Source organism: Bacillus sp. FSL R5-0286 (assembly GCF_038593245.1).
Taxonomy (GTDB): Bacteria; Bacillota; Bacilli; order Bacillales; family Bacillaceae; genus Bacillus; species Bacillus altitudinis.
Map to the genome: position 1 here is coordinate 2679248 of NZ_CP151977.1, position 12753 is coordinate 2692000.

The following is a 12753-nucleotide window of genomic DNA, read 5'->3' on the forward strand; positions in this document are numbered from 1 at the left end:
ACCCTTTCGTGTCCGCTTTGCATTTGTTTTTTATAAGCAGGATTGTATTTTTCCCAATACGATCCATTCACGGTTTTATGTATGTTTTTTCAAGAAAGTCATTCAGGCTTTCTATCATTTGATCACATGTATTGATGTGACCTGTTTTTATGTATGCGGAAGCTGTCGTTTTCATTGTTATTATGATACCATGTAACCAGCATTTTTGGTCATGATTTTTCATTATTTTCGCTGATAAACATGACGTTTTTCAAAATATCGACAAGAGGTGACGACATGTTGAAACAAGATGCACATTTACATACGCCATTTTGCCCGCACGGTACGCTTGATCCTTTTCATTCTTATATTGAAAAAGCAATGAAAAAGGGATTTGATTCCATCACCTTTACCGAGCATGCCCCGCTGCCTCCTTCGTTTCGAGATCCAACGCCTGAGCAGGATAGCGCCATGAAGCTTCAAGACCTTGAAGCCTATTTGACGAAGCTGGATCAGCTGAAACAGGAATACAAAGGACAGTTAATAGTAAAAACTGGGCTTGAGGTCGACTATATCAAAGAGTATGAAGAGGAAACAAGTGCCTTTTTAGACTGCTACGGCCCTGAACTAGACGATAGCATTTTATCTGTTCACTTTCTTCCTGCTGGCAATGATTATATTTGTCTTGATTTTGATGAGCACGCCTTCAAGCAGCTGATCAGCATCTATGGCAGCACCGAACACGTCTATCAAAGCTACTATGACCAAATTCATTCTTCTATTCTATCATCTTTAGGTCCATATAAGCCAAAGAGAATCGGTCATATCACCCTTGTCCAGAAATTCAAACAACTTTTCCCATACGAAATGTCGCCAGAACTATGTCAAAGGGTGACCCTTTGTCTTGAAGAAACGGCAAAAAAAGGCATGTCCTTAGATTTTAATACATCAGGTCTTCGTAAAACATATGCCAGAAGTATCTATTTAGATCAATGGATGATTGATCTTGCAAAACAGAAAAAAATTCCGCTCATATTCGGGTCTGATGCCCATCAAGCGGAAGATCTCGGGTATGCGTATGATCAATTTGAAGACATCATGAGTTTCAGGTGAGGATCAAGTGCCGATTCGTTTGGTTCTAACAGATGATGAAGCGACCGGCTCAGTTCCTTATAGTACGTTTGATAAAAGTAAGGCTCGTTTGGGTTGATATAAAGCACCTCTGTTAAATATTGCGGCTGTAAATATGGCATCATCAGAAGTGATTTTAGCTGGATCATAAATGATGAGAGTGACAGCTGCTTACAAATCACATGGGTGCTTTTTCCTTTTTCAATGATAAGCTGAAACAAGTATTTTTCCTTTGTTAAATAGGTGGACATGATTTCCCTGATCAGCGTTGAATCAATGGTCACCTCTCGATAAACGAAACGGGTTAATTGACGATTTTCATGCTGATAAGATAAAATATCAAAAACCACATGAAGTAAACATTCTTTTGCATGACGGGTTTCCATGTGCTGGATGTGCGATTCAATCATCTGAATATAGCCTTCATAAAAATCGGATACGAGCTGCTCGAGCAGCCCTCCTTTTCCTTGAAAGTAATAAGATATATGGGCAACGTTGACGTTTGCTTCCTTCGCAATCTCACGGACAGAGGTTCCAGAAAATCCTTTTTGGTTAAAAAGTCTGATGGCAGCTTCAATAATACGGTCTTTTGTTTGCACGGTTGTTGATGTTTTCATCCGCTCACCCCTCTTCATGTGTACATACTTCAAGGTGAAGGCGGAAGTTCCTTTAATCATTGCTCGACAAATCCCACATGCGAAGCGCAAGTTATGTATTTTTGAGATAGAAAGTAGGAGATTTTCATGTTTCATGTCGAAAAACAGTCTGGTGATCCATCGAAAGACTATCAATTACTCATCAAGCAAGTAGAAGCGATTACGGATGGTGAACCTGATCTCATTGCTAACCTAGCCAATGCTGCGGCGCTGCTTTATCACTCGCTTCCTGAAGTCAATTGGGCAGGATTTTATTTAGCAAAAGGCGGAGAGCTTGTGCTTGGTCCATTCAACGGACTGCCCGCATGTGTACGCATTCCTTCTGGAAAAGGGGTTTGCGGTACAGCATTTGCGACAGGTGATGTACAGCGTATCGCTGATGTCCATGCATTCCCTGGTCATATTGCATGTGATGCAGCATCGCAATCTGAAATTGTGATCCCACTTAAAGTAAATGGACAAATCATTGGGGTACTCGATATTGACAGTCCAGTGAAAGATCGTTTCAATGAAGTGGATGAAACGTACTTAGTTCAATTTACAGAGGTTCTCCAAAATGCGTTATCAGCCTCTACTGATGCGTCATGATGCTTGAAAAGCAGACAATGTGTCTGCTTTTTTGTTTTGCTTTCTTCCCGGATGAATGCCGACCACGTTTGACATTCTCCTCTTTAAATAGGTTGACTTCTCCTATCTGGCGTCATATAATAGAGTTTGTGTGAAATATGGCAGCCTTTTTGTTCGGCTTTTTTGTATCATTTTGTTCCTTCTATATGGAGGTGCATCTTGTAACTCCCTGCTGCTGGAGCGAGGATGCATGAAAACATAATGACGGAAAAGACAAAGAACAGACGGTTTTTATTTTTCACAAATAAAAACAATAAGGAGGAGTCACATTATGGCTCGCTATACAGGTCCAAGTTGGAAGATTTCCCGCCGTTTAGGCATTTCATTAAGCGGAACAGGTAAGGAACTTGAAAAACGCCCTTACGCTCCAGGCCCACATGGTCCAGGACAACGCAAAAAACTATCTGAATACGGTTTACAATTACAAGAGAAGCAAAAGCTTCGTCACATGTACGGTGTCAACGAACGTCAATTCCGTACACTATTTGACAGAGCTGCTAAACTTCCTGGTAAACAAGGTGAAAACTTCATGATCCTTCTTGAAACTCGCCTTGACAACCTAGTATACCGTCTTGGCCTTGCTCGTACACGCCGCCAAGCTCGTCAGCTAGTAAACCATGGTCACATCCTTGTTGATGGAAGCCGTGTAGACATCCCATCTTTCTCTGTGAAACCAGGTCAAACGATTGCTCTTCGTGAGAAATCTCAAAACCTTGCAGTTGTGAAAGAATCAGTTGAAGTGAACAACTTCGTACCTGAATACCTTACTTTCGATGCTGAAAAGCTTGAAGGAACTTTCACTCGTCTTCCAGAGCGTTCTGAATTAGCGCCTGAAATCAGCGAACAACTAATCGTTGAGTTCTACTCTCGTTAATTTCATGACTCTCTCAGAGAGTGATCAAACAAACCCTAGAGACCTTGATTGTTCAAGGATTTCTAGGGTTTTTTGTTTGTATTCTATCATGTTCTAACACCTAACTAGATGAGAGTGGATGTATGACAGTGTTTAACAAAATCCTTTTTATGTTATAATACAAATAGATGTAGCGTAAATTAAAAGAAGCCAGGATGCTGTCACATCCCGGCAATGCACAAATGCTTGGCTCAAAGTGAGCTGGCTAGAAGGTACACAATAAATGGACCTACCCTACAAGTTGTCTAGGCTCAAAGGGTGGTCTATTTCTTTTTGTCTATATACGTCAACAAAGCAAGTATAAACATCCCAAATAAAAACATAAGGGACAACGCTTGAAAAGTTGACATAGGCTGCACCCCCTTTCAAGGGGATTTAGCCAAGACCACCATTGAGTACGCCGTACATTTGTACGCTCTCTATTATACATGAAAACATTGGAAGTTACCTTCCATATTTAAAAACCTTTCTTTGCAGCATAACCACCTTCACGCTTCATTACGTGATTGTCATTCCCACATGCAACTATAGAAAAAAATATCATTTAGCTGCCGTTTGTCTATTGGTACAATGATGATAGAGATTTTTTTCTAACGCACTAAGCTGGAGGAATTCCATGTTTTTTACCATAGTCATGATTTTCGTTCTCTTTTTCTTGTCTATTTTCGCCTATTCTCTTTTAAGAAAAAAGCAGGTCATAGATGCACCACCAAACCTACTGGCTACGATATCGTTCATATTACTGCTTTATTTTTCTCTCTGCCTCGTGATCGCTGTTCCAAGTGTCATGCTGTGCATCGTCGCTTTAGGGATAAACTATCTTTTTGGAGATTACATCACATATGATTCATTTTTTTCTTTCATCTCGTTCTCTTTATTGGTGAGTGGAATCGTGGTTTTTTGGTCACCTTTTCTTCTTTTCATAGGCAAAGGGCTGGCTTATTTACTCAAACTCCCTTCATGGCTGACTTTTGCTTTGGAGTGGATCAGTTCTTGGATCGTTTTACACCTCTCGATTAAGTATGTCCTTTACATAAAACTAGTAAATATCTCAATTTGGGAGCACGGCACACTCATTTTATCTTTCTTTGTCAGCTTCTTATTTATTGGAATTGATCTGATCTACTCAAGTATTGAACAACGAAAACAGCCGCTGGATGAACAAGCAAAAAGCTCCTAGAGATGATTCTAGGAGCTTTTGCTTGCCCAATTTGTGATCAGCTGCTCAGTTGTCAGGATAGTCGCAAATTCGTCATGCAGTGTTGCAAGTGAAAGGCGATGGATCGTTTCTGGATCATAATATGTACCGGTTTGATCTGTTAAACCAAAGGCGGCTGTTGCATCTGACATGAGGTATGTATCAAAGCCTAGGTTTCCACTCATTCTTGTTGTTGTAGATACGCAGTGCGGTGTTGTGAGTCCAGCAATCACAACAGTGTCGATCTCGTTTGATCTTAGTTGTTCCTCTAAGTTTGTACCTATAAAGCTGCTGTTGACTTTCTTTTGTATGACCGTTTCTTCATCTAGCGGTTTGGCGATCTCTTTGAAGGAGTGCCCTTCATTTACTGGATGAAATAAGGAGTGCGGCTGATCCGATGTATGCTGAATATGAATGACTGTCCATCCTTTTTCTCTCCAAAACGTCAATAGACGACTGATATTCTTCTCTGCATCTAGGTTATTCCGTTCTCCCCATTTTTCGTGCTCGAATGCTTTCTGTACATCGACCATAATCAAAGCCTTTTGATGTTGTTGCACAAATACCCACCTCCGAAGATTCTCGTTCATTATATGTAGTGTAAGGAATGGCGGTTGATTTGTACATGTTTTTATTTGGCTATGTACGATGTTTTGTCTGTTTTTGCAGTAAAAAGACAAACCACACACTGGCTATTAAGTAATAGATACCAATGATGGATGTACAATTAGATATGACTTCTGCCCATTGCACTGATTTGACGATTGCCATCCAGATCATATAGATGATCAGAAATGAACATGGGAAATAGAGAAAGTAGCCCAAGAAAGCATATTTGAGTTTTTGCGTCATCTTTTATCCTCCTAAAAATCTTCTTCAACACCTAGCAGCTCCCATATAACCATGACATCAAAAAAGACAGCACAAATCGCTGTCTTTTTGATTTTTTAATTCGTATTCTGTCCTCCGCCATTCAATCCTTCTTTCACATAGCCTTTGACTTGGCTTGAGGTTAATAGACCGATATGTCCAACGCCGTGGATGAGGACGTTTCTTGCGCCAATTAAGCGAGAGAGGCTGTTGACGACGATGAGATCGGCTGAGCTATAGACGGATGTGTAAAGAATTTTTTGATTTGGATCGGTGCCTGGTAATGCTCTGAGTGAAACGAGTCCATTCGCTCCACCAAGTGTGACGACGTTTTCAATTTTATCTCCGCCGTCTAGGTTCTTAATATAGTATAACGTGTTCGCACCGCCCATACTATGAGCCACAATATCTACTTTTTTGGCGCCCGTTTTGGCTAGTACATCTTTGACGAATCTAGAGAGCCTCGGGCCATTGTTCAGGTTATTGCCCGTTTTGTCTATGAAATCGATTGCAAAAAGTTGGTTTTGATCCCATCCCTGTGATACCAAGTATCGTTTGATCGAAGCAAAGTTATAAGACGCACCACCCATGCCGTGTACCATTACAACCGGATTATGCTCAGCCGCTTTGGCTTCTTTCGGCTGGATGAAGGCTATTGAACCTAGCACTAAGGCAAGGGCAACAAGAATTTGCAAACTCTTTTTCTTAAATCGAATCACTTTCATTCCCCCTTATTCATCTTATTCGACTCTATTTTATACAAGAAAAATATGTCAGAAAAGTGAACAAGGTAATGTTTATAAGATGATTTTACAGAAATATAAATAATCATAAAGCACCTTGGACTTTTTTAAATTAAAACAAAAAGACTACGAGCCCCTCTATCTTTCATATATAATGTGAATAGACAAAAGGAGGTTCTGCTAGATGCTGTTTACTCAAACACCTGCACTACCCTATTATGCCGTGATTTTCACATCAAAACGAACAAATGTCGAGCAGAAAGAATACGCCGTGGCTGCTCAAAAAATGGAAGAATTAGCGAAAGAACTAGACGGGTTTCTTGGAATAGAAAGTGTACGAGATGAACATGGTGTTGGAATCACTGTCTCTTACTGGGATTCATTAGCAGCCATCAAAGAATGGAAAGCACATACAGCACATCAGCGTGTTCAAAAAAAAGGAAAAAAAGATTGGTATGAATCCTATACAACCCGAATTTGTAAGGTAGAACATGCTTATACAAACGAAGATTCACTTCTTGAATAAGAAACAGACAAATGAGAGAAAACCGCTCTGTAAAAGCTTAATTCCTACTTCTGAATAAAAAAGAAAAGCACCTCAATGTATATGAACAATTGAGGTGCTTTTCATGATACTTACTGTTTCATAAGGATTTATTTATACGTCACAAGGAAATATTTCTTTTTCCCTCTTCTTAAGACGGTAAATTGGTTTTCAATTCTATCTTCAGCTGAAAGGACGTATTCTTTGTCGGTTTGTCTCTCTCCGTTGATGGAAACTGCGCCATTCGTGATATCTTCACGTGCTTGGCGTTTTGATGGAGACAGTTTTGATTCGACAAGAACATCAACAAGTGTTAATTCTTCTGCACTGTCTTTCTCCATTGATGGCACATCTTTAAAGCCTACTTTCACTTCTTCTGCTGTAAGAGATTTGATCTCGCCTTTAAATAGCGCATTTGAGATGTTGACAGCCTGTTCTAGTGATTCACGGCCATGCACAAGTGTTGTGACTTCTTCTGCCAAACGGCGCTGTGCTTCACGCTTTTCAGGGGCTGTTTGCACTTTTTCTTCGTACGATGCGATCTCTTCTTTTGATAGGAACGTAAAGTATTTTAAGTATTTCACGACATCACGGTCATCTGTGTTAATCCAGAATTGGTAGAATTCATATGGTGATGTTTTTTCTTTATCTAACCAGATGGCGCCGCCTTCCGTTTTCCCAAATTTCGTGCCGTCTGCTTTTGTCACAAGCGGCATTGTGAGACCAAATGCTTTTGCGCCTTCTGCTTCAGACTTACGGATCAACTCAAGTCCAGATGTGATATTTCCCCACTGGTCACTTCCGCCGATTTGCAGCTTACAGTTTTCATTTCTGTAAAGGTTCAAGAAGTCTAACGATTGCAGGATGACGTAGCTGAATTCTGTGTACGAAATACCTGTCTCAATCCGTGAGCTGACGATATCTTTTGCCAGCATGAAGTTCACACCGAAGTTCTTCCCAATATCACGAAGGAACGTGATGACATTCATTTGGCTGATCCAGTCGTAGTTATTCACGATAACGGCTGGATTCTCGCCTGCTTCAAAATCAAGAAATTGAGAGAGCTGGCCTTTGATTTTCTCTGACCACTGTTCGACGATTTCTGCTGGGTTTAGTGAACGTTCTGCTTTTTTGAAACTTGGGTCACCAATCAGTCCAGTTGCGCCGCCAACAAGTGCAATCGGATGATGGCCTGCTTCTTGGAATCTGCGCAATGTTAAAATTGGCAGTAAGTGACCAATGTGCAAGCTGTCAGCTGTTGGATCAAAGCCGGAGTATAGCTTGATTTTTTCTTCTGCTAATAATTTTGTTAAACCTTCTTCATCTGTTTGCTGCTGAATTAATCCTCTGAACGATAATTCTTCCATCAATTGACTCATATCCAAATCTCCTTTTTTTACAATTCAACATAAAAAACGCCCCTTCGAATGAACGAAGGGACGATATATATCGCGGTACCACCCTGCTTAAAAGACAAAACAACACGTCTTTTCACTTACACTGATAACGGACAGATCCGTTCTTTCACTAATCAGGCAACATGCATGCTCCTTTTCGTAAAAGCGGTTCGTGAGGGTAATTCGAATATCTCTTTGTACTGACTCGCACCAGCCGTCAGCTCTCTTGGACAGGGAAAGATGATTCTACTGAATCTCAGTCAAAACCTTTTCATATTCAACTAAAGTCATTTTTAACATACTTTTGATATCAAGTCAACTGACGGAAGCGATTAATCTTCCATTGTCGAGAGATCGCCAGCAGGTAAATTCAGTTCCCACGCTTTTAGCACACGTCTCATAATTTTACCGCTTCGTGTTTTTGGCAGTTTGTCTTTAAACTCAATTTCTCTCGGTGCTGCATGTGCAGCGAGTCCTTTTTTCACAAACGTACGAATCTCTTCTTTCAGCTCATCTGTCGGTTCGTATCCGCTTCTAAGCGCTATAAATGCTTTAATAATTTCACCGCGCACAGGATCTGGTTTTCCGATGACACCAGCCTCTGCAATGGCCGGATGTTCCACCAATTTACTTTCTACCTCAAATGGACCGACCCGCTCTCCTGACGTCATAATGACATCGTCGACACGTCCCTGGAACCAGAAGTATCCATCTTCATCCATATAAGCTGAATCTCCTGAAACATACCAATCTCCCGGCATAAAGTAAGATTCATATTTTTCAGGATTGTTCCAGATCGTATGCATCATAGACGGCCAGCCCTTTTTGATGGCAAGGTTCCCCATCCGGTATGGCGGAAGTTCATTTCCGGCATTATCTACAATCGCAGCTTCAACGCCTGGAATTGGTTTCCCCATCGAACCTGGTTTGATATCCATGCATGGATAGTTACAAATCAGCTGTGCACCTGTTTCTGTCATCCACCAAGTGTCATGAATTCGTTTACCGAATACAGCGTCTCCCCAGCGAATCACTTCTGGATTAAGTGGCTCTCCTACACTTAACACATGACGGAGTGAGCTGAGATCATATTTTTGAATGAGATCGTCTCCTGCTCCCATCAGCATTCTGAAGGCTGTCGGTGCACTGTACCAAACGGTCACACCAAGCGATTCAATGGTTTCGTACCACGTATCAGGATTGAACCTGCCGCCTAAAATGACATTCGTCGCTCCATTCAACCACGGAGAAAAAATACCGTACACCGTCCCTGTTACCCAGCCTGGATCAGCTGTACACCAGTAGACATCTTCTTCTTTCAAATCAAGTACCCATTTACCCGTCTGGCCTTGCTGCACCATTGCGCCATGAACATGGAGCACACCTTTTGGCGTACCAGTGGACCCTGACGTGTAATGAAGCAGGTATCCATCTTTTTCATCCATCCACTCGATTTCAAGTTCCTTCGCTGCCTGTTCAAATGCTTCTTCAAAGTGAATCGTCCGCACACCACCTGCATCCTCTTTTTCACCGCCGACAATGATGACGGATTCAAGCTTTGGAAGTTCTGCAAACGGAATCCGCTCAAGCAGATCAGGCGTTGTCACAATCACTTTTGCCTCACTATTTTCTAAACGATCTTTGACGGCACCTTCCATAAATGCCTCAAATAACGGACCGACGATCGCACCAATTTTGACAGCACCAAGCAGTAGAAAATAGAGCTCAGGTGATCTTGGCATAAAGATAAACACGCGATCCCCTTTTTGCACATGTGCCTGTTCTCTTAATAGATTTCCTGCTTTGTTTGTCTTGATTTTCATATCCCTGAACGTATACTTTTCATCCCGCTCTGAATCTTTGTAGTGAAGCGCCACCTTGTTTTTACGAAACGAGTCCGCATGTCTGTCAATCGCTTCATAAGCTGCATTTACTTTTCCTGTTTCATACCAAGAGAAATTTTTTCTCGCTTCCTCCCATGAAAATTCTTTGTATGCTTGCTCATAATCATTTAAATGATAGTCCCCTTTTACTGATGGTAGCGTTTCCACTTTCATCAAACAGTCCCCCTTTGCATACGTTTACAATGACCATTATAGTATAGATGACTTTTTTTCTCAATTTTTAAAAAACTTCTGATGAAACCGTTTTAATTATTGCAAGATTTAAGATAAAATAGAGACGACTCACTAGAATTTGAGGCGGTGGATACGTGGAGCATCCTAAAACTTATTATTCAAAAACAATTACGAGAGAAACAGGCACCATCCTGATTGAAGGCCCGGTACCTGCATCAGAGCTGGCGAAATATAGTTTTCATGAAGGACTAACGGCATTTCGCACGCCTGAGGAACAGAAACAAGCACTTGTTGAAATAGCAGGTCTTCCTGAAGGACGTATTATCATTGCTAGGGTGGATGAGCTTGTCGTAGGCTATGTCACGTATTTGTATCCTGATCCGCTTGAACGCTGGTCAGAAGGCAACATGGACAATTTAATTGAGCTCGGTGCCATTGAAGTCGCTCCTCCATTCAGAGGCTGCTCACTTGGCAAGCATTTACTGGATGTGAGCATGATGGATGAGCAAATGGAGAATTACATTATCATTACAACTGAATATTACTGGCATTGGGATTTAAAGGGGACAAAGAAAAACGTGTGGGAGTACCGCAAAATGATGGAGAAAATGATGAACGCCGGCGGTCTTGTCTGGTTTGCAACAGACGAGCCAGAGATTAGCTCACATCCAGCCAATTGTTTAATGGCCAGAATTGGGAAACATGTGAGTCCTGATTCGATCGAGCGTTTCGATCGTCTTCGCTTCCATCAGCGCTTTATGTATTAACGTTCAATTCGTTTTTTTGGCAAAGGGGATTGGTAAACATGATGATTGAACAAATTATGGAGCGTGATGTGATCACGCTGCGCAAAACCGATACGATTGAAGAAGCCATTCAAAAAATGAGTGCACATCACATTCGGCATATTCCCATCGTATCTGAGCAGGGATCTGTCATTGGGATGGTGACAGATCGGGATATTAAAAATGCCAGTCCAAGTATTTTTGAAACAGAGAAAAGGCAGCTTTTTATTCAGCGGCCGGTTGAAGACATCATGGTGCTAGAGACGATTACCGCTCATCCGCTTGATTTCGTTGAGGAGATTTCAAGTGTCTTTTTTGAACACGGAATTGGCTGTCTTCCCGTTGTGAGACGTGGCAAGCTTGTAGGGATCATCACAAAAACAGATTTACTTCGTACGTTTGTAAGACTAACAGGTGCAGATCAGCCTGGATCACATTTAGAGGTTGAAGTAGCGCAAGTGACAGAGGGTCTTGCAGACATTACGTCCATTTTAAAAGAACAGCATATTCAAATGCTGAGTGTACTCGTGTACCCACATGCCAATGAAGCCTCTAAAGTGCTCGTCTTCCGCCTTCAAACGATGCATGCAGATCATGTGATGAAGCTGATTCGTGCAAAAGGTTATAAAGTGCTCTGGCCTATGGAGCAGACGATCAAATGAAGGAAGCGACCTTTGTTTTTTCACCATCTTTTCAAACGTACCAGTTTCACCAAGATCATCCCTTCAATCAGCTTCGCGTCTACTTAACTTATGATCTTCTTCAAAAAATGAAGGCATTAACGGATGATGAGATTGTCGCACCTCGTATGGCGACGCTGGAGGAATTAAAGCTTGTCCATACAGCAGACTACATTCAAGCAGTACAGCGGGCAAGTGAAGGAAAACTGTCCACCACAGAGGGGGAACGTTATGGTCTTGGCACTGAGGATACCCCGATGTTTGCAGGGATGCATGAGGCAGCTTCTCTCCTAGTTGGCGGGACATTAACAGCGGTTGATCAAGTGATGCTTGGACATTCGCAGCATGCGCTCAATCTTGGCGGCGGGCTTCACCATGGATTTAAAGGGCGTGCTTCTGGCTTTTGTATTTATAATGACAGCTCTGTAGCCATTCAGTATATTCAAAAGACATATGGCGCTAGAATTTTATATATTGATACAGATGCTCATCATGGCGATGGTGTACAGTTTAGCTTCTATGATGATCCAGAGGTATGTACTGTTTCCATTCATGAAACAGGGCGCTATTTGTTCCCTGGAACTGGACAAGTACAGGAAAGGGGTCATGATAAAGGCTATGGCTATGCATATAATATCCCGCTTGACGCATTTACAGAAGACGAATCATTTTTAGAAGCCTATCGAACAGCAGTGACAGAGATTGCTGCTTTTTTTAAACCAGATGTCATTTTGACGCAAAATGGAGCAGATGCCCACTATTATGACCCTTTGACGCATTTATCTGCTACCATGAAAATATATGAGGAAATTCCTAGAATTGCCCATGAGCTGGCGCATCAATATTGTGATGGAAAATGGATCGCTGTGGGCGGAGGCGGCTATGATATTTGGCGTGTCGTCCCAAGAGCATGGAGCCGCATTTGGCTTGAGATGAAAGGCATCACACCACCAGATGCGCTTCCTCAGGAATGGATTCGGGCATGGGAAAAACAATCGCCTGTTCCGCTTCCATCCACATGGCTAGATCCTGACGATTTATATCCACCGATTCCAAGAAGAGCAGAAATTACAGAAAAAAATGCACAAACGGTAGAAAAAGCACTCATGCCTGTGCGACGAGAAAAGAAAAAGGCATAAAAAAAAGCAGGCG

15 protein-coding genes and 1 other annotated feature are annotated in these 12753 nt (G+C 41.7%); of the genes, 8 read left to right on the plus strand and 7 right to left on the minus strand.

From position 1 onward, the window contains the following. The first annotated feature begins 276 nt into the window (after positions 1–276). A complete protein-coding gene (gene hisJ / locus NST24_RS13745; protein WP_050827565.1) occupies positions 277–1092 on the plus strand; it encodes a histidinol-phosphatase HisJ in 816 nt (271 codons plus the stop codon). Here the strand turns inward: hisJ and refZ are convergent. Further along, positions 1062–1727, minus strand: a complete 666-nt coding sequence (refZ, locus tag NST24_RS13750) for a forespore capture DNA-binding protein RefZ (RefSeq protein ID WP_058337281.1) — start codon at positions 1725–1727, stop codon at positions 1062–1064. The genes hisJ and refZ overlap by 31 nt on opposite strands. A gap of 126 nt (positions 1728–1853) precedes the next feature. Here refZ and NST24_RS13755 point away from each other — a divergent pair, with 126 nt between their 5' ends. Both NST24_RS13755 and rpsD read left to right on the plus strand, forming a co-directional pair. After that, positions 1854–2354 carry a GAF domain-containing protein gene (locus NST24_RS13755; RefSeq protein WP_041092574.1) on the plus strand — a complete coding sequence of 167 codons (501 nt, stop codon included), beginning with the start codon at positions 1854–1856 and terminating at the stop codon, positions 2352–2354. Between the two features lie 310 nt (positions 2355–2664). After that, complete coding sequence (rpsD, locus tag NST24_RS13760) at positions 2665–3267, plus strand: 30S ribosomal protein S4 (protein ID WP_007501777.1); 603 nt, start codon at positions 2665–2667, stop codon at positions 3265–3267. Positions 3268–3569: 302 nt separating this feature from the next. On the opposite strand, the gene NST24_RS13765 is transcribed toward rpsD, so the two are convergent. Next, positions 3570–3656 (minus strand): putative holin-like toxin, encoded by an 87-nt coding sequence (locus tag NST24_RS13765; protein ID WP_017358303.1) that lies wholly within the window; start codon positions 3654–3656, stop codon positions 3570–3572. A 266-nt stretch (positions 3657–3922) separates the two neighbouring features. On the opposite strand from NST24_RS13765, the gene NST24_RS13770 reads away from it, so the two are divergent. After that, on the plus strand, positions 3923–4486 hold the full coding sequence (locus tag NST24_RS13770) for a hypothetical protein (protein WP_327878778.1): 564 nt from the start codon (positions 3923–3925) through the stop codon (positions 4484–4486). 8 nt (positions 4487–4494) lie between these two features. On the opposite strand, the gene NST24_RS13775 is transcribed toward NST24_RS13770, so the two are convergent. From NST24_RS13775 to NST24_RS13785, 3 genes are all read right to left on the minus strand, one after another. Next, positions 4495–5094, minus strand: coding sequence for a cysteine hydrolase family protein (locus NST24_RS13775; protein WP_342461898.1), 600 nt, complete (start codon positions 5092–5094; stop codon positions 4495–4497). Positions 5095–5143: 49 nt separating this feature from the next. After that, positions 5144–5356 carry a hypothetical protein gene (locus NST24_RS13780; RefSeq protein WP_039170275.1) on the minus strand — a complete coding sequence of 71 codons (213 nt, stop codon included), beginning with the start codon at positions 5354–5356 and terminating at the stop codon, positions 5144–5146. 95 nt (positions 5357–5451) lie between these two features. Then, the gene (locus NST24_RS13785) at positions 5452–6099 is read right to left on the minus strand and encodes a triacylglycerol lipase (protein WP_041092577.1); all 648 of its coding nucleotides are present in this window, start codon (positions 6097–6099) and stop codon (positions 5452–5454) included. A gap of 202 nt (positions 6100–6301) precedes the next feature. Here NST24_RS13785 and NST24_RS13790 point away from each other — a divergent pair, with 202 nt between their 5' ends. Next, positions 6302–6643, plus strand: coding sequence for an antibiotic biosynthesis monooxygenase (locus tag NST24_RS13790; RefSeq protein WP_039170277.1), 342 nt, complete (start codon positions 6302–6304; stop codon positions 6641–6643). Positions 6644–6771: 128 nt separating this feature from the next. Here NST24_RS13790 and tyrS read toward each other — a convergent pair whose 3' ends face one another. Continuing rightward, positions 6772–8040, minus strand: a complete 1269-nt coding sequence (tyrS, locus tag NST24_RS13795; protein WP_342461899.1) for a tyrosine--tRNA ligase — start codon at positions 8038–8040, stop codon at positions 6772–6774. 53 nt (positions 8041–8093) lie between these two features. Beyond that, positions 8094–8331: a binding site (T-box leader), on the minus strand. Positions 8332–8390: 59 nt separating this feature from the next. Further along, positions 8391–10115, minus strand: coding sequence for an acetate--CoA ligase (gene acsA / locus NST24_RS13800; protein WP_144680003.1), 1725 nt, complete (start codon positions 10113–10115; stop codon positions 8391–8393). Between the two features lie 155 nt (positions 10116–10270). Between acsA and NST24_RS13805 the strand changes: the two genes are divergently transcribed. Genes NST24_RS13805 through NST24_RS13815 form a run of 3 tightly spaced genes read left to right on the plus strand, consistent with a single transcriptional unit; the run spans position 10271 to position 12740 of the window. Then, positions 10271–10903 (plus strand): GNAT family N-acetyltransferase, encoded by a 633-nt coding sequence (locus NST24_RS13805; RefSeq protein ID WP_212361457.1) that lies wholly within the window; start codon positions 10271–10273, stop codon positions 10901–10903. Positions 10904–10941: 38 nt separating this feature from the next. Next, complete coding sequence (locus NST24_RS13810; protein WP_017358312.1) at positions 10942–11583, plus strand: CBS and ACT domain-containing protein; 642 nt, start codon at positions 10942–10944, stop codon at positions 11581–11583. Then, positions 11580–12740, plus strand: a complete 1161-nt coding sequence (locus tag NST24_RS13815) for an acetoin utilization protein AcuC (RefSeq protein WP_144680007.1) — start codon at positions 11580–11582, stop codon at positions 12738–12740. The genes NST24_RS13810 and NST24_RS13815 overlap by 4 nt, the downstream gene beginning before the upstream one ends. Positions 12741–12753 lie beyond the last annotated feature (13 nt).

Coding starts and splice junctions, on each gene's coding strand:
- NST24_RS13790 (WP_039170277.1), top strand. CDS start 6,302: ATGCTGTTTACTCAAACACCTGCACTACCCTATTATGCCGTGATTTTC.
- NST24_RS13755 (WP_041092574.1), top strand. CDS start 1,854: ATGTTTCATGTCGAAAAACAGTCTGGTGATCCATCGAAAGACTATCAA.
- NST24_RS13785 (WP_041092577.1), bottom strand. CDS start 6,099: ATGAAAGTGATTCGATTTAAGAAAAAGAGTTTGCAAATTCTTGTTGCC.
- NST24_RS13775 (WP_342461898.1), bottom strand. CDS start 5,094: ATGAACGAGAATCTTCGGAGGTGGGTATTTGTGCAACAACATCAAAAG.
- NST24_RS13810 (WP_017358312.1), top strand. CDS start 10,942: ATGATGATTGAACAAATTATGGAGCGTGATGTGATCACGCTGCGCAAA.
- NST24_RS13765 (WP_017358303.1), bottom strand. CDS start 3,656: ATGTCAACTTTTCAAGCGTTGTCCCTTATGTTTTTATTTGGGATGTTT.
- NST24_RS13780 (WP_039170275.1), bottom strand. CDS start 5,356: ATGACGCAAAAACTCAAATATGCTTTCTTGGGCTACTTTCTCTATTTC.
- rpsD (WP_007501777.1), top strand. CDS start 2,665: ATGGCTCGCTATACAGGTCCAAGTTGGAAGATTTCCCGCCGTTTAGGC.
- tyrS (WP_342461899.1), bottom strand. CDS start 8,040: ATGAGTCAATTGATGGAAGAATTATCGTTCAGAGGATTAATTCAGCAG.
- acsA (WP_144680003.1), bottom strand. CDS start 10,115: ATGAAAGTGGAAACGCTACCATCAGTAAAAGGGGACTATCATTTAAAT.
- NST24_RS13815 (WP_144680007.1), top strand. CDS start 11,580: ATGAAGGAAGCGACCTTTGTTTTTTCACCATCTTTTCAAACGTACCAG.
- NST24_RS13770 (WP_327878778.1), top strand. CDS start 3,923: ATGTTTTTTACCATAGTCATGATTTTCGTTCTCTTTTTCTTGTCTATT.
- refZ (WP_058337281.1), bottom strand. CDS start 1,727: ATGAAAACATCAACAACCGTGCAAACAAAAGACCGTATTATTGAAGCT.
- hisJ (WP_050827565.1), top strand. CDS start 277: ATGTTGAAACAAGATGCACATTTACATACGCCATTTTGCCCGCACGGT.